General features: G+C 49.2%; 18 protein-coding genes and 2 pseudogenes. 6 read left to right on the top strand and 14 right to left on the bottom strand.

All coding sequences use genetic code 11. The annotated features are described in order from the left end of the window. Window positions 1-11: 11 nt before the first annotated feature. Window positions 12-350, top strand: a complete 339-nt coding sequence (locus JZI27_RS01815; RefSeq protein WP_280206504.1) for a hypothetical protein — start codon at window positions 12-14, stop codon at window positions 348-350. Here the strand turns inward: JZI27_RS01815 and JZI27_RS01810 are convergent. Then, window positions 347-799 carry a YlbF/YmcA family competence regulator gene (locus JZI27_RS01810; protein ID WP_122908475.1) on the bottom strand — a complete coding sequence of 151 codons (453 nt, stop codon included), beginning with the start codon at window positions 797-799 and terminating at the stop codon, window positions 347-349. The two genes, JZI27_RS01815 and JZI27_RS01810, sit on opposite strands and share 4 nt — an antisense overlap. 53 nt (window positions 800-852) lie before the next feature. Further along, window positions 853-2,760, bottom strand: coding sequence for a hypothetical protein (locus JZI27_RS01805; protein WP_280206501.1), 1,908 nt, complete (start codon window positions 2,758-2,760; stop codon window positions 853-855). Between the two features lie 56 nt (window positions 2,761-2,816). Here JZI27_RS01805 and JZI27_RS01800 point away from each other — a divergent pair, with 56 nt between their 5' ends. Next, on the top strand, window positions 2,817-3,260 hold the full coding sequence (locus JZI27_RS01800; protein WP_122908477.1) for a protease complex subunit PrcB family protein: 444 nt from the start codon (window positions 2,817-2,819) through the stop codon (window positions 3,258-3,260). 93 nt (window positions 3,261-3,353) lie between these two features. On the opposite strand, the gene JZI27_RS01795 is transcribed toward JZI27_RS01800, so the two are convergent. The 10 genes and pseudogenes from JZI27_RS01795 to JZI27_RS01750 form a co-directional block, all read right to left on the bottom strand. Then, window positions 3,354-3,785, bottom strand: a complete 432-nt coding sequence (locus JZI27_RS01795; protein ID WP_122908478.1) for a hypothetical protein — start codon at window positions 3,783-3,785, stop codon at window positions 3,354-3,356. Window positions 3,786-3,885: 100 nt separating this feature from the next. Continuing rightward, the gene (locus tag JZI27_RS01790) at window positions 3,886-4,455 is read right to left on the bottom strand and encodes a manganese catalase family protein (RefSeq protein ID WP_122908479.1); all 570 of its coding nucleotides are present in this window, start codon (window positions 4,453-4,455) and stop codon (window positions 3,886-3,888) included. 20 nt (window positions 4,456-4,475) lie between these two features. Continuing rightward, window positions 4,476-4,748, bottom strand: coding sequence for a spore coat protein CotJB (locus JZI27_RS01785; protein ID WP_122908480.1), 273 nt, complete (start codon window positions 4,746-4,748; stop codon window positions 4,476-4,478). Window position 4,749: 1 nt separating this feature from the next. Beyond that, a complete protein-coding gene (locus tag JZI27_RS01780) occupies window positions 4,750-4,974 on the bottom strand; it encodes a spore coat associated protein CotJA (RefSeq protein ID WP_280206497.1) in 225 nt (74 codons plus the stop codon). A 133-nt stretch (window positions 4,975-5,107) separates the two neighbouring features. Next, window positions 5,108-5,824 carry a thermonuclease family protein gene (locus tag JZI27_RS01775; protein WP_122908482.1) on the bottom strand — a complete coding sequence of 239 codons (717 nt, stop codon included), beginning with the start codon at window positions 5,822-5,824 and terminating at the stop codon, window positions 5,108-5,110. A 327-nt stretch (window positions 5,825-6,151) separates the two neighbouring features. After that, window positions 6,152-7,201 carry a MerR family transcriptional regulator gene (locus tag JZI27_RS01770; RefSeq protein WP_122908483.1) on the bottom strand — a complete coding sequence of 350 codons (1,050 nt, stop codon included), beginning with the start codon at window positions 7,199-7,201 and terminating at the stop codon, window positions 6,152-6,154. A gap of 122 nt (window positions 7,202-7,323) precedes the next feature. Then, window positions 7,324-8,373: an LLM class flavin-dependent oxidoreductase gene (locus JZI27_RS01765; protein ID WP_251244268.1), complete on the bottom strand. Its 1,050-nt coding sequence runs from the start codon at window positions 8,371-8,373 to the stop codon at window positions 7,324-7,326. Between the two features lie 207 nt (window positions 8,374-8,580). After that, window positions 8,581-9,018 (bottom strand): annotated as a pseudogene (locus JZI27_RS01760) (sulfite exporter TauE/SafE family protein); the annotation flags it as partial. After that, window positions 9,011-9,352: pseudogene (locus tag JZI27_RS01755) on the bottom strand (cytochrome ubiquinol oxidase subunit I); the annotation flags it as partial. The pseudogenes JZI27_RS01755 and JZI27_RS01760, both read right to left, overlap by 8 nt. Window positions 9,353-9,539: 187 nt before the next feature. After that, window positions 9,540-9,980: a CBS domain-containing protein gene (locus JZI27_RS01750; RefSeq protein WP_251244269.1), complete on the bottom strand. Its 441-nt coding sequence runs from the start codon at window positions 9,978-9,980 to the stop codon at window positions 9,540-9,542. Between the two features lie 173 nt (window positions 9,981-10,153). Here JZI27_RS01750 and JZI27_RS01745 point away from each other — a divergent pair, with 173 nt between their 5' ends. Both JZI27_RS01745 and ftsW read left to right on the top strand, forming a co-directional pair. Next, window positions 10,154-10,498 (top strand): YugN family protein, encoded by a 345-nt coding sequence (locus JZI27_RS01745; RefSeq protein ID WP_122908493.1) that lies wholly within the window; start codon window positions 10,154-10,156, stop codon window positions 10,496-10,498. Window positions 10,499-10,568: 70 nt separating this feature from the next. Then, the gene (gene ftsW, locus JZI27_RS01740) at window positions 10,569-11,750 is read left to right on the top strand and encodes a putative lipid II flippase FtsW (protein ID WP_251244270.1); all 1,182 of its coding nucleotides are present in this window, start codon (window positions 10,569-10,571) and stop codon (window positions 11,748-11,750) included. 41 nt (window positions 11,751-11,791) lie between these two features. Here ftsW and JZI27_RS01735 read toward each other — a convergent pair whose 3' ends face one another. Further along, window positions 11,792-12,124: an Asp23/Gls24 family envelope stress response protein gene (locus JZI27_RS01735; RefSeq protein ID WP_122908495.1), complete on the bottom strand. Its 333-nt coding sequence runs from the start codon at window positions 12,122-12,124 to the stop codon at window positions 11,792-11,794. Window positions 12,125-12,379: 255 nt separating this feature from the next. On the opposite strand from JZI27_RS01735, the gene sleB reads away from it, so the two are divergent. After that, window positions 12,380-13,144 carry a spore cortex-lytic enzyme gene (gene sleB / locus JZI27_RS01730; RefSeq protein ID WP_251244271.1) on the top strand — a complete coding sequence of 255 codons (765 nt, stop codon included), beginning with the start codon at window positions 12,380-12,382 and terminating at the stop codon, window positions 13,142-13,144. Window positions 13,145-13,220: 76 nt separating this feature from the next. Here sleB and JZI27_RS01725 read toward each other — a convergent pair whose 3' ends face one another. Then, window positions 13,221-13,478, bottom strand: coding sequence for a hypothetical protein (locus tag JZI27_RS01725; protein ID WP_122908497.1), 258 nt, complete (start codon window positions 13,476-13,478; stop codon window positions 13,221-13,223). 112 nt (window positions 13,479-13,590) lie between these two features. Between JZI27_RS01725 and cax the strand changes: the two genes are divergently transcribed. Next, window positions 13,591-14,634, top strand: coding sequence for a calcium/proton exchanger (gene cax, locus JZI27_RS01720; RefSeq protein WP_280206486.1), 1,044 nt, complete (start codon window positions 13,591-13,593; stop codon window positions 14,632-14,634). Window positions 14,635-14,661 lie beyond the last annotated feature (27 nt).

The raw sequence follows: 14,661 nt of genomic DNA, 5'->3' as shown, positions 1-14,661 counted from the left end.
AATCGTGCCCTATGCTCGCTTCGTTTTATCGGCAATTTGAGGAATGGCTTCACCTAGAAGGGATCATCGAAAACAGTGATTGGCGAACGTATGCTGGCCAACGATTTTTCTATGTAAACAGCCAGCTCCCTGCCCAGAGCCTGACACAGCAGCTGCTGGAAACAGGAGAGCGTCTGTCCATTGGCACAAAATTAAAGCCAGAGTGCATCTATGTCCGTTCTGCCGAGCACTGGCACGTCTATCGTTTTCGCTTTCGCGTACCAGACGAAAAACAGTTTTGCTGCGGAAATCTGTGCGAGAATTGCTTCCTACTCCGGCTATCGCCATCCTCACAGACTACGACCAGCTAGTGCTTTTTCACACTGCAGCCGCAGCTGCCACCCGAGCCACACCCACTGCTTTTGGCTTCCAGAAACGGGTTATTGCTCGGCACCTTGATCGTTCCTGAGACCGCATCCGCAATGGTCCGGCTGACTTGATACAGGAGTTCATCCAGTCTGTCTTCAGCCCGTTTGAAAGCTTGAACCGAATCCATCAGCTCGATTGTCCGTTTCAATTCACGTACTTCTTTGGATATATGGTTGAAATCGGGGTGATATTTCCCGAACCGTTGTACATCCTCATATTGCAGTTTCTTTGCTTCGAACACGGAAAGCAGTCTTTGCACCTCCGCGTCTTCTTCCATCTGCCGCTTGGCCTGCAGATAATCCGAGACCTCGCGAGACTGGTTGATCATCGTGGACAATTCATGGGACTCCATGATCAGATCAGTCATGTCCGCTGTATACAATGACTCCATGTAGCGAGACCTCCCTTCTATCATATAGGTAATGCCCCTTGATTGTACCACGATCAACTACCTTCGTACAGATATTCGGGCACCACAATGCGCACTCGGTCTATCTCTTCCAGTCGGAGCTTATTTTTACCGCTGTCTCCCGTAAAAGTGACCATCCAATACCCCATTTCTACGCGCAGCTCTGCTGGCTTGCCTCTCTTCTTCATCTGATCAGCCAGTTGGTACTCTACTTCCAGCTGCAATTCTGCTGCACGCTTCAACAAATCACGCAAGGATTGGGAATGGTAGGATTGCAGATGCCCTGTCCAGACTTTGGGCAAAGCCGATATCTGTGCCTGTCCTTCCTGCTCGGGAAAGGTGTTCTCCACAGCGTACCCATCCCAGGGACGTTCCACACGAACCATTCCAAGTCGTGCGTCTTCTACCTGTGGCGAACCATTTTTTGCTGCCGGATGGGTATGGGTAGCGAGTACATGCGGCTCATAGCCATATTGGCGAAGCAGGGCCACCAATTCTTCGTACTCTTCTCTGGACACGAGAAATTCCGTGGAAGAAATCATTTGGGTCAGGTAAGGCTTGAAATCGGCAAGCTCCAACCATTCTGTCAGAAAACCGGCGTGTGCCGTCCTCACCCGATAACAAGGTTCGAGCTGAATTTGCCGAGCGGATTGTGCCCACAACGTAATCAGCTCACCAATGCTATCTGGCAGCGGATGTACACAATAATCCTGCAAAAAGCTCAAGACCTGTGCTTCACTCCCGCCTGATGCCAGATAGCTTTGCAATTTTTTCTCCTGGAGGTCTCCCCGGATCAAAGTGCCGTCGAATTGCAAGCTACAATAACGGCTCGCCTCCCAAATTGCTTTGATCGGAACGAGTGGCGGTATGGTTATGACTCCTGCGGGATCTACGTACCAGCCTTCCTCTTCTGCGGCACGCGATATGGCATTCCAGCGCCAATACACATGCTTCTCTTCGTCCACCCCTAACTGAATCCAGCCAAATCCCAACAGCAAATGTAGCCATTCTTTGGTTATCCGATCCACGGCATCCTCTGTTATTACAAAGCCTGCTTTTTCTAGCATGCGCAGTTGTTCGTCCAACGAACACCACTGATCTACGGGAACTTTCCCCATGATGTAAGTCAGAGTGTCCCACCACTTTCCAGTCGGCACATACAGATCGTGGACAATCTGGTACATCTCTTTCCAACGCGAGGCCGGCTCTGCGTTCAGCCATTGTTTGACTCTGATTTGATCCAGGACCAGACGTCGATCGCTTTCCCGAACAAGTCCGAGCTTCCAGGCAAGGTCAAGGACGACGAGCAAAGCTCTTCCGGTTTGTCCTTCTTCGTGCAAAATCGGTATATCCAAGCCGTTCACATGCTCACTTCCAAGCGAAAGCGAAGCGGTCAATTTTTGTTGATAGCGGCGGTGTACGCTGCCTTTTTGGGTCAATGGAATTTCCTGGTCACGGATGGCGAGCAACAATCCAATAAGATCCAGCTGTATCCCCCTGCCAGCCGTTATATAATAAGGGAGCGTTTTCGAAAGTGTAATATGAGCCGAATCGGAGTCGGGAAGCAGGTAGGTTGTGAACTGGTCCCGAATTTCTTGTGGCATCAAATAGCCAATCTCGCTCCACATTTTTCTCACAGTCACCACAAGCCCAAGCCTTCGCAGCTTGGTCAAAGCTGCTTGCAGAGGGCGGTGTTCACCTGCTGTATTCTTTTCCCAGTCTTTTCTGCTAAAAAATCCTCTAGTCGCTGTTTGAACAAACAATCGGATCACTTGTCGTTCCAGCTCACTTGAACGTTCCCACACATGATGGATACACACGGGATCGCTCAGTCTAGCTAAAAGCTCCTGATTGTCTGTCCAGTCAAAGCGACGCGACTGCTCTTTCAAGATGGCCTGCCGCGTCGACTCGGACAAGTTTTCCAGCGTATCCTGTAGGCGCACGCCTGTCACCTCGACTTTACGTATAAATATCAATATCAACAAATGGAGGGATGTTCATGTTGTCCATGTTGCCCGGTTTGTTGCTCGCCGCTGCACTCACCCTACCTGTCGGAGATTCGGCCCTGTCTCTTTCTCATCCTACCCCATCTGCACCAGTGATGAAAGAGAGTGCCTCTGAAATGGTTTTCGATGAAACGGCTGCTGCGTCCTATCCGCCAGCTGTAAAAGAAGCTTTGAAAAAAGTGCGCAAGAACGGCGGGCATACAGTCGTTCGTGCCCACGGCAAAGCCTATGTCGTGATCGGAGCCGGCCAAAGACCGACCGGTGGGTACTCGCTCGTCGCAGACCCGGTCAAAAAGACAGGTCCGCACAGCTACACCTTGAAGGTTCGTGTTCAAGCACCTGCATCTGGTACCATGAAAACACAAGTGATTTCGTATCCTACGCTCGTCGTGGCGATACCGGATCAGCAAGCACAGGTTAAGGTTCAAATGAGATAATCAACCAGCAAGAAAAAGCCGACATTCGCAGCGCCATCTGGCACTTCGGATGTCGGCTTTTGTACGTAGGAATCAGTGGAAAGCTTTTTTCGCTTACGGTTTGACCTCAATCTGAAACCGTTGCGAAACGCCATACGATTCGTGGTTATTATGAGCCAATTCCACCATCACCTCATGCTTGCCAGCAGCAATGTCCTTGAGCACAAATGTCGGTTCGAATATTTTCGCCACCTTCTTGCCATCGAGATACAAGTGGACATGTCCCTGTCCATCCTTATTCTCCTTTCCCATCTGCTCCAAAGAAAAGGAGAAATGGGTGACAGCAAGCTGCAGGTGCAGATCATCCTGTTGCAGAGTATACTTCACGTCTAAGGAGGGAGTTTGCTGTTGAACAGCTGCTTCCTCTACTGCCTGAACAGGAGAGTTTGTTTCTGACGTGTCCTTGTTCAGATAGAGAAGCAGTTCAACACAAGCAGCAAAAGCGACCAAGATCATCAACCGGAATACAAAACGTTTGGCTTTCATGGGAGACCCCTTTCCAAAATCAGTCATCCCACAGTTTTCCCCAGTTGACAGCCCTTCATTCGTAGCAGAGGTCCAGGTTCAGCAAGCGCCTACTGGCTGATTAAAAAAACTTCTTCCGATCCTGCTCTTCTTTTAAAATCTCGACAGCTTCTCGAAACCGTAGGGAATGAACAATTTCACGTTCCCGCAAAAATCGGAGACTATCCTGCAAATCGACGTCGTCGGTCATATCGATTAGCCACTGGTAGGTGGCACGCGCCTTTTCTTCCGCGGCAATATCCTCATAAAGATCGGCAATGGGATCGCCTTTTGCTTGAATATACGCAGCCGTCCAAGGTACTCCAGCTGCATTTTCATAAAACAGAGCTTTATCGTGGGCTGCATAATGGGCACCGAGTCCTGCTGCCTCTAGCTGTTCCACGGTTGCATCCTTGGTCAATTTGTAAACCATCGTCGCGATCATTTCCAAGTGGGCAAACTCTTCGGTTCCGATATCCGTCAACAAGCCGATCACTTTATCCGGTATGGTATAACGCTGATTCAGGTAGCGAAGCGCTGCTGCCAATTCCCCGTCCGCTCCACCGTACTGCTCCATCAAAAACTTCGCCATCTGAGGGTCACACTTGCTGACACGAACCGGGTATTGCAGTTTTTTTTCGTATATCCACATACCTCACTACACCCTCTTTTCTAAACTTGCCAAGGCCAGGGAACCTGGTTCCACTGCCAAGGATATCCGGAATAGCTATGACCAAAGTTGGTAAGCGGGCCGTACAGAGCTTCGAACTCATGCGCGATCGCCCAGCGCTGTTCTGCCTGTTCATTGTATTGGTTGATCGCTTGCATATCATTTGGATGTGTGTCCAGATACAGATTGAGTTCGACCAGCACGAAATCCACGGCTTGAAGTCGCTCCAGCATTTCATAAAAGCGATTATCGATGGGCTGAGGTGTATTTGTCATCTTAACCCTCCAATCCTTCCTGATCGCCACGGCCTGAATATGGACTGTACAAAGCAGGCCATAGGACTCCATGCCTCAAGGCTTCCATCGGCGAAAATTGCGGGAGATTTTCCGGCTGAAACCCGATAAACAATTGCGGATTTACCTGAAATGTCTTGACACGGATCGGCGGACAAGGATCGAACGGACTTACATACGGAAAGTACACACGGGTTTGTGAGTACAAGGCGAAATCCTCCTCCAAACTACTAGGTATTTGACCAGTCACACTACCATATGTTTGCTTACGCCTACTGGTGATGGGCGATTATCTAAAAAAAAAACCTTGAGCTTCGTCCATTCGAAGTCAAGGTCTGCATTTATCTTTTGGGAGCTCTATATCCGGCTGCCTGTGCCTCTTCCTCGGTGGCAAACCACTCTTCCGGCTGCGTGCGATCGTAATTGGCCGATCCTGGCACGTGATAGATTTTCTCTCCCTTGGAGTTTATATTTCCTTTGATCAGCTTGCCCTCAGGCGGAGCTTGTTCCTGTGGAGTCTGGTTGGAACCCGCCGAAGCTTCATCCTTTTCCTTGGCAGGCTTTGCTTTCGACTTGCTGTCTTCGAGTCCCCATAGTCCGCGATCATGCTCTCTTGCTTCCCTTTCCGCCTCCAAGAAAAGATCGGCAAAAGCGACGTTCGGGGGAATGGTCATGATTCTGGCATAGCCATCTCGAACCAATTTTTCATTCACAAAGGTACCGTCGGACAAATAGACATAGGCGAGTAAACGCTCGTACTTGTCCCTGGGCTCCACATCAAATATTAACGTCACTTTTTGATCGGTGAGCAGCTTTTTCGTAAAGTCGCTGGCCTCCTTGCCATATGGCTCTACAGGAGAGTTAGGCTTTACCGTCTCAGGCGTATCTACACCAATCATTCGGACTCTTTCTCCATCGCTTAGTTCAAACGTATCACCATCAATGACTCGTTTCACCGTCGCTTCAATCTCTCCGTTTGGCTTTGGCTGATTGTCGCTGGAGCATGCGCCCAGGGTCATCAAAGCCAGCAGGAGAAATGACAGCAGGTATCGCTTCATTCCTACATTCTACCCCTTCCTCTGCGTTGCACTGTTTTTAAGGGTAGTTGAAGAAAGTGACGAGGTCAATACTTAGAAACGATAAAAACGACCTGACATCGAGGTCGTTTTGTCTATGCGCGATGCAGTTAGTCCCGGTCGGAATTAAAGAAGAAGAGCAGCACAACCACGACTACGATTATCCACAGAAACTCTTCGTTATCTCGATCAAAAAAGCCGTCGAACAGACCCATAACGGAGTCCTCCTTTCCCTTCTCGCTACAGCCTATGCAAGAACTTAGACGCGTGTCATTGCATGGAAGAGCCCAAAAAAGAAAAGTTGGATGTTTACTTGAGTCTTGCCACGATTAAATGGACGTATCGGGTCAGCTCTTTTGCCTCCGTCTCAAAACCCATAGCCATAAGTTCTGTCAGCAATCGGGAACGATCTGCATACCATTCATCCTCAATGCAGTGAATGGACTCCTCGTCCTTTGCCGCTCGCAAGGCCTGCAGGTGCGTTTCCCGATGCGACTCGTCCATGAACATCAGGTCAGCGATCACAATACGTCCCCCTGGCTTCAACACGCGACGACATTCGGCGAGAGCCAAACATTTTTGATCGTCCGTCAGATGATGCAAGGCGTAGCTGCTCACTACAAAATCAAAACCATTTTCCATAAAGGGGAAGGCGAAAAAAGTGCCTAGCTTGGTTGCGATAGTCGGATGTTTTTGTCTGCACCGCTTTAGCATCTGAAGTGATTGATCAAATCCACTCATCTCAACACCCTTTGAAACAAAACGACTTGCCAGGTTCCCGGTTCCGATTCCTGCCTCCAACCCCAACTCTCCAGGCTGCGGATTCACGCCCTCCACGACGGCATTCAGCACCTCGTCATAGGATTCATGCGGGTTGAAGCCTTCCTGATCACGGGTGACCATCTCGTCGTACTGATCCGCCATCTCATTAAAATTCCACCGATCTTCCCAGTTGTCCCTCGTTTGTCTCAGTCGTTTGTTCCCTTCAGCCAGCTCGTACAAGGCAGCCGCATCCATCACACCATCATTTTTTACCCGTTCGATCATTTTCTCGGTTGTTTGGATCAGCTTGCTCATTTCGACCCATCGACTGTACAGAAAAGATCGCTGGAGCTCCAAATGGTGAAGGAGACTACCTTGCTCATCCCCCACCTTGTTCATCAAATCATGTATTTCTTCGATTTGCATGCCGACTTCGCGCAAGGTAATGATTGTCTGCAATCTCCAGACATCTTCTTCGGTAAAATGGCGATATCCGGATTCATCGGCTTTGTTTGGTTTGATCAGCCCTTTTTCTTCGTAATATCGTATCGCTCGCGGAGTGATTTGCAGGCGAGCCGCCATGTCCTTGATCAGCATCTTTTCCTCCCGTGTTCCCTTGCAAAATTTATCCTGTTCCTATCATAAACCTTGCCGTAACGGGAATGTACATACCTAAATGTATGAATGCAAAAATTTATTTCTGGCTTTCAAGAGAATGCTTACTGCTTCGCTTCCCAATCCGCGATTTCTTCACGTACCCGTGGAGCCACTTCTGTACCCAGCAGTTCAATCGCCTTCATGACCTGATCATGCGGCATAGTGCCGACCGGAACGTGCAGCATAAAGCGTGTAATACCGACATGCTTGCGAAGGTGTATGATCTTCTCGGCAACCGTCTGGGGATCGCCTACATACAGCGCTCCTTCAAAGCTTCTCGCTGCATCAAAGCTGGCTCGTGTGTACTCACCCCAGCCTCGTTCTCGCCCCAGTACGTTCATGGCTTGCTGTGTAGATGGGAAGAATTGATTCGCTGCCGTCTTGGTGTCCTCCGCCACGAAACCATGAGAGTGCGACGCGACTGACAGCTTGGATGGATCATGACCTGCTTTGGCTGCCGCCCTCTTATACAGTTCCACTAGCGGCGCAAATTGTACGGGACGACCGCCAATAATCGCTAGCACTAGGGGCAAACCTAATAGACCAGCACGAATGACCGAATCCGTACTACCGCCGCTGCCGATCCAGACAGGCAAAGGATTTTGAACAGGTCGCGGATACACCCCCAGATTTTGTATCGCTGGACGATGTCCTCCACGCCAGGTCACTTTCTCAGAATCGCGTATTCTGAGCAGCAGCTCCAGCTTTTCTTCGAACAGTTCGTCATAATCTTGCAAATCATAGCCAAAGAGCGGAAATGATTCAATGAACGAACCCCTGCCTGCCATAATCTCCGCACGTCCATTCGATACCGCATCCAATGTGGCAAAGTCCTGGAATACGCGAACGGGGTCTGCTGAAGAAAGTACGGTTACCGCACTGGTTAAACGGATTCTTTTGGTCTGCGGTGCTGCAGCAGCGAGGACAACGGCTGGTGAGGATGCAGCATAGTCCTTGCGATGATGCTCCCCTACTCCAAAGACATCCAACCCTACGTGATCTGCCAGTATGATTTCCTCGACGACTTCGCGCAAACGCTGCGCGTGAGTGATTACCTCACCCGTTTCAACATCTGGCGTTGTTTCTACAAAAGTGCTCAATCCTATTTCCACTGGGTCTTCCCCCTTCTACCGTCTATTCTCATACCCATTTGGGCGTGATATTCTCTATTTCAAAAATAGATATCTTTAATTTAAGACTTTTCTTCGCACATTTCAAGTTTCCTTGACGACTCCTTTACACTTTGCATGCCGATTCGAACATGCCAAAAGCACCAAAAGCCACCACTCGGGTGACTTCTGGTGAACCCTTCTGCCTGTTTACCACATCAGATCCGTCCAAATTTTTATGGTAGATCCCAGAATCAATACCGCCAAAATGGCTTGAAGTATTTTCGTGTTCAATTTTTTGCTGACCATGGTTCCGAGCGGAGCAGCCAAAACACTGGCTATCACCATGACAACGGATGGCCACAGCAAGACATTTCCTGCCATCACTTTTCCGACCGTCGATCCGATTGAGGATATAAACGTGATGGCAAGCGAAGACGCAATCGTAACTCGGGTTGGAATCTTAAGAACAATTAGCATGATTGGCACCAGAATGAATGCCCCGGCAGCCCCTACAATGCCGGATGCCAAACCGACGATAATGGCGCTACCCATCGAGACTACCAACTGACGATGGATGAGTTTGTCTTTGCGTAGCGCCCAGACCCCAGCTAACGTGACGAAAAACACCTGGACTGCGCTGATCCCAGGTGTACAGGTAGACGCCGAGAAAAATCGCTTCAAAGAAAAAGGCAAACGTCTCCAGGAATAGCGGCAAGGCAATGGCCTCACCTGCGGTTTTCATAAAGCTTGGCCACAATAAGCTCAGCTGCAAGCCGATACAGGTCCCGGTTACGACACCTACCGCGACTGTCACTGTAAAGCCCTTGCTCCAGCGCTTTGCCATTTGTGTATATCGAGAATCTTTATTTCGAATACCCAGCCACTCTGCTATCGAGATCAGCACAGGAATTCCTACTCCAAGCACCGCGAAAATAATGTGAAATCCCAATGTAAGGGACGTCAAAATACGGGCATACATGACGCTTTCCAATTTGGTTCCCTCCCTACGTTACCAGCTGGTACTTCTCTCTTTGTCACCTTTATGATAGGCCTTGCTGAGAACTTGACGTATAGGTGGGTTCCCCTATCTTTTTTGGCCAACGAGAAATAGACTGTCGGATAGTCCGACAGCCTTTTGTTCTACCTCTGCCACACTCTTGACAGTCTCAGTGTGTATTAGGTTGGGAAATCTCTTGGATAGCATCGCTCGCTTCGTCGTGGTGAACCTGGCGGACAGCCATGTCAGCAATCGCCACTATTCCGACCAGCTTTCCATTCTCCACCACAGGAAGGCGGCGAATTTGATGCTGCGCCATGATCTTGGCAGCCTCGTCGACAGTCATGCCTGGCTGTCCGAGAATGATGTCACGCGTCATGACTTTCTCGGTTGCAGTAGAGCCCTCATGCTTCTCTGCAAGTCCACGAATGACAATATCACGGTCTGTAATCACGCCGATCACGTCATTTTTCTCATCTACCACCGGGATAACGCCAACATTCCAGTCTCGCATTTTGCAAGCAACCTCGTACACATTATCCTTAAGTGTCACCGTCGCGACATCTTTGGTCATGATTTCACGCAACGTACGATCTTCCACTTTTGCCATCCACTTCTCCTCCTTTTGCTATGAGACGATTGTAGTGTGTCCAGCTCCTTAGAGTCTCATTCAAAGGTGAAAGCTTGAAGATCTCTTGACATCCCGTACTTATGCATTGCGCTTCTTCCAAAAAGATACTATATTAAGAAGTGAAAAACTCACCATTTGTAGGAGGAAAAAGAATGGTTATCAAGGAAACAGGGATTGGCAGCAAAGAAGTCTTTTTCGCCGATCTGGAGCACTACATGAGTGATCTCGGATTTGACCGCGGTGCCTGGGATTACAAACACGCTACATACGATTATAAAATCGATGATAAAGGCAATACCTACTATCTGCGTATCGAAGCCAACGTGACGAAAGGAAAGTTGGAAGATTCGCATGCAGAGCTGAAATTGGAAGAGCCACTAATCGGCAAACACCTCTTCCCGCATGGAATCGATTATGATTGCAACATGCCAGACAGCGTTGTTCAAACCGCAAAACGCAAACTGCAAATGCTGAACGAAAAAATTTCTTCGCACTAAGTAATTTCACAAGCGCTACAGGTGCAGAGAGGTAACCCCTCTCTGTTTCACGTAGAAGGGGGTTTTCACTATGAAGACACGGGGCGTTCCCGACTTCTTGCTCCTGTTTTTAACCGCCCTGCTCGTCGGTTTTGGCTTGCTTATGGTACTTAGCGCTAGTTCAATTTTTGCCCTGACCAGTTTTACAGCACATGGCTGTAGTTATTGCAACGGTGATGAGCTGTATTTTGTAAAACGGCAAGTAACTTTCTTATTGCTGGGTATTTTAGGTATGTTAATCGCGATGAACATTCCCTTCTCTTTTTACAAGCGCAATTTTTTAGGGATTGCCTTCATCAGCTTCATTGGCTTGTTTCTGGTATTGATTCCTGGTATTGGAACGGAGGTCAACGGAGCGCGCTCCTGGTTTCGCTTGGGAATTGGTAATTTGCAGCCTGCGGAGTTTGCCAAATTGGGCTTGATTTTGTATCTGGCAGCCATTATCAGCAAAAAAGGCGACGGAATTCGCAAAATGAAGTCAGGATTGATGCCTCCATTGCTGATAACGGGTCTATTTTTTATGTTGATTGCACTTCAACCAGACCTGGGTTCCGCAGCGATTCTTCTGGGGACTGCTTTGATCGTCATGGTGTGCGGTGGAGCCAGGATCATCCAGCTAATCGTAATTGGTTTGCCTACCGTATCCCTCGCCTTGTTCGCGTACATCAGTACAAAAGAGTACGCGCTCAACCGGATTAATTCCTATATGGACCCATGGAGCGATCCTCTCCACACCGGATACAATATTATCCAATCCTGGATTGCTATTGCACATGGCGGGATGTCGGGTACCGGATTTGGCAGAAGCATTCAAAAATATTTGTACCTTCCGGAAGCACACACAGATTTTATTTTTGCGATCATTTCGGAAGAGTTAGGTTTTATTGGCGCGTCCCTGTTTTTGCTGGTGTATCTGATTTACCTGCTGCGTGGGATTCACATCTGCCTGAAGGTCAAAGATACCTTTGCCAGTCTGGTCGGCATCGGGGTCGTCACTATGATTGGTTTGCAAGCGCTGATCAATATCGGCGGTGTCACAGGATTGATTCCTTTGACTGGTGTTCCCTTGCCGTTTATCAGCTACGGTGGCTCGTCCCTCTTGGTCTGTCTCATCTCCACAGGGATTTTGCTTTCCGTTTCTCGGGAGGTTAGCCGGCAAAAGGTGGAGGAACAACTGAACAAGCAGCAACAGCAGCATCCTTTCTCCGCCTAGAAGGAACCAAAACAAACGACCTGCACGCAAGCAGGTCGTTTTTACTTGATTTCAATCGTTTCCACCCGGACGTTGATGGACTCAACCTCTAGCCCGGTAATATCCTCTACTGTTTCCTTCACTTTTTCCTGTACCAGTTGACAAACGTGATGAATCGGCGCTCCATAACGAACGGATACTCGCATATCAATCGTGACCCTGCCCTCCAGGATGGACACATTGATGCCTTTGGTGCCGCCATTGATCTTCTTTGCGAAATCCTGGTACAAGCCTCCGGAACGTATCGTAACATCCAACACTTCTTCAACGGCCACTCCAGCCACAACAGCCACGACATTATCAGCTACCCTGATCTCACCGATTCTCTCCGACATCTGGACGTCCTCCTTTCACCCGCGTCGAGCCCACTTGTCAGTTCCTTTTTATCTGATTTTTCTTCCATTATAATCAATCACAGCTTGGGCTTGAAAGAAAAATTCTAGGCTCCTGTCCTCATTATCTCCAGTATTTTACTATGCAAGACTTACGAAAACTGGGGAACCTATCAACCAAGGACAAATGATGCCTGCCTGGATGTACGAACGAGCAAGCTGTACCCAGGTGTGGTCATGATAAGGAGAGGATTTACCATGAAGCGGCCTGTAAAATGGCTGATTGCTTTCTTGCTTGTCGCAGGTCTATTGACGACAGTAGCTACGATTTCACCTGTACGTTCTGATGCTTTCAGCAAACAGATCGTCAAAGTAGGGGCTCAAGGCAAAGATGTACGGGAAATGCAAGGACGACTCAAATTTATTGGCTTCTATACGGGAAAAGTGGATGGTATTTTCGGCTGGCGCTCTTACTGGGCATTGCGCAACTTCCAGTACGAGTTTGGATTGCCCGTAGATGGCGTGCTCGGACCTAAAACGAAATTAAAACTGTACAATGCCACCAAGAACTACAAGCCGTCTGCTGCTGACCTTGGCGTGCCACAAACCGCTCAGCCCGCTCCTTCTCCTGCGCCTTCAGCCAATAAGACCTATCACGCTACAAACGTCTCGAGCAACGACCTGAGATTGATGGCCAACGCAGTCTACGGTGAAGCGCGAGGGGAACCTTACATCGGACAAGTAGCCGTCGCTGCGGTTATTTTGAACCGAACCAAGAGCTCTTCTTTTCCCAACACCCCTGCTGCGGTTATTTTTGAGCCGCGTGCCTTTACTGCAGTAGCCGACGGGCAAATTTGGCTGACCCCTAATGAAACATCTAAAAAAGCGGTCAACGATGCATTGAAGGGTTGGGACCCGACAGGCGGTGCCTTGTACTACTTCAATCCGGACACCGCTACCTCAGGATGGATCTGGACACGGCCACAAATTAAAAAAATCGGCAAGCATATCTTCTGCCGCTAAGCACGTACACAGAATGCTCCAAAATCAAACAGGCACTCAGTCATCATCTCGACTGTAGTGCCTGTTTTTCATTCACTTACGAACGCTGACCCTGCATATGCTGGGCCATCTTGGCAAAACGTTCTTCCGGTTCTGTGGTACCGCACACCCCACACTGAATCATGAAATTTTCCCCTTTGTACGGTTGGTGAAAAGCATCCAACTGATCGGAGGACAACTCCGCCACGACCTCTCCTGACTGCGGATCGAGGCGCATGTAGCGAGGCATTTGCTCGATCACCGTAAACCTCATGCGATTGGATTTGCAAGTTGGACAGAGCAATGGTCTTGTCAAGGGTTCCACCTCCAGATTTATTCACCGATTAGTTTCCTTCCAAAAGAGGAAAGCTATACCTATTCGACTGCCAACCCGATTGGAAAACAAAGATCTGCCTGGAGGAGAACGGATGAATCCACGCCTATTTTTCTCGCTGATCGCCGCAAGCTTGCTGCTCGCTGCGTTCGCCCACTATTTGACGGAAAATGAGATCTTTCAGTTTGTCACGGCTTCTATAGCTATCGTCGTGCTTGCAGCCTGGCTGGGGAAAGCGACAGAGAGCGTCGCTCATTACGCTGGGGACCGGATTGGAGGTTTTCTCAATGCGACCTTTGGCAATGCTGCGGAGTTGATCATTTCTTTTTTCCTCGTGCGGGAAGGATTGTTCGACATGGTGAAAGCATCGATCACCGGAGCGATCATCGGGAATATGCTCCTGGTGCTTGGCCTCAGCGTGCTGCTCGGGGGCATCAAGTACAAGGAGCAGAAGTTTAATGCCAAGCTTGCTGGTCACAACGCCTCCTTGATGACACTGGCCATTGCCGCCCTGTTTATCCCGGCAATCTTTATGCGTGAGCTTCCCCCCGTCAAAATTGAGACGCTGAGTATCGTGATTGCTGTTGTGCTGATCATTGCCTATTTGCTTTGGTTGGTCTTTTCGATGGTGACTCACAGCGATTTTTTGGCGGACCTTGATCCGCAAGAGAGTGAGCCCGTATGGTCCAAAGGAGTTTCGATCCTCATGCTGGCCTTGTCCACCGTGTTTGTCGCGATTGTGTCCGAATGGCTCGTACACGGTGTTGAACACCTCTCCAGCTCGTTTGGCTGGTCTGATCTGTTCCTTGGTGCCTTCGTGATTGCGATCATCGGAAATGCCGCAGAGCACAGCGCTGCCGTCCTCTTGGCTCTGAAAGGCCGGATCGGGGGTTCTGTAGAGATCGCCATCGGCTCCAGCCTGCAGATTGCCTTGTTCGTAGCACCTACACTCGTCTTGGTCAGCCTCCTGATCGGGAGACCGATGGATTTCGTCTTTACTCCTTTTGAACTGGCTGCCATTGCTGCAGGCAGTCTGATCACGATCTCTATCACTCGTGACGGTGCTACCAACTGGTTTGAAGGTATGCTTTTGCTTACTGTCTACATCATCCTGGGTACAGCCTTTTTCTTCGTCTAGTTTCGGATCAAGCCATAGACTCGCTCA

The organism is Brevibacillus sp. AY1 (genome assembly GCF_029870785.1).
GTDB classification, from domain to species: Bacteria; Bacillota; Bacilli; order Brevibacillales; family Brevibacillaceae; genus Brevibacillus; species Brevibacillus invocatus.
This window is presented reverse-complemented; position numbering and strand designations above follow the sequence as displayed.

Bases quoted from the DNA above. Each gene is read 5' to 3' on its own strand.
- JZI27_RS01815 (WP_280206504.1), top strand. From the start codon at position 12: ATGCTCGCTTCGTTTTATCGGCAATTTGAGGAATGGCTTCACCTAGAA.
- JZI27_RS01810 (WP_122908475.1), bottom strand. From the start codon at position 799: ATGGAGTCATTGTATACAGCGGACATGACTGATCTGATCATGGAGTCC.
- JZI27_RS01800 (WP_122908477.1), top strand. From the start codon at position 2,817: ATGTTGTCCATGTTGCCCGGTTTGTTGCTCGCCGCTGCACTCACCCTA.
- JZI27_RS01795 (WP_122908478.1), bottom strand. From the start codon at position 3,785: ATGAAAGCCAAACGTTTTGTATTCCGGTTGATGATCTTGGTCGCTTTT.
- JZI27_RS01790 (WP_122908479.1), bottom strand. From the start codon at position 4,455: ATGTGGATATACGAAAAAAAACTGCAATACCCGGTTCGTGTCAGCAAG.
- JZI27_RS01785 (WP_122908480.1), bottom strand. From the start codon at position 4,748: ATGACAAATACACCTCAGCCCATCGATAATCGCTTTTATGAAATGCTG.
- JZI27_RS01775 (WP_122908482.1), bottom strand. From the start codon at position 5,824: ATGAAGCGATACCTGCTGTCATTTCTCCTGCTGGCTTTGATGACCCTG.
- JZI27_RS01770 (WP_122908483.1), bottom strand. From the start codon at position 7,201: ATGCTGATCAAGGACATGGCGGCTCGCCTGCAAATCACTCCGCGAGCG.
- JZI27_RS01750 (WP_251244269.1), bottom strand. From the start codon at position 9,980: ATGGCAAAAGTGGAAGATCGTACGTTGCGTGAAATCATGACCAAAGAT.
- JZI27_RS01745 (WP_122908493.1), top strand. From the start codon at position 10,154: ATGGTTATCAAGGAAACAGGGATTGGCAGCAAAGAAGTCTTTTTCGCC.
- ftsW (WP_251244270.1), top strand. From the start codon at position 10,569: ATGAAGACACGGGGCGTTCCCGACTTCTTGCTCCTGTTTTTAACCGCC.
- JZI27_RS01735 (WP_122908495.1), bottom strand. From the start codon at position 12,124: ATGTCGGAGAGAATCGGTGAGATCAGGGTAGCTGATAATGTCGTGGCT.
- sleB (WP_251244271.1), top strand. From the start codon at position 12,380: ATGAAGCGGCCTGTAAAATGGCTGATTGCTTTCTTGCTTGTCGCAGGT.
- cax (WP_280206486.1), top strand. From the start codon at position 13,591: ATGAATCCACGCCTATTTTTCTCGCTGATCGCCGCAAGCTTGCTGCTC.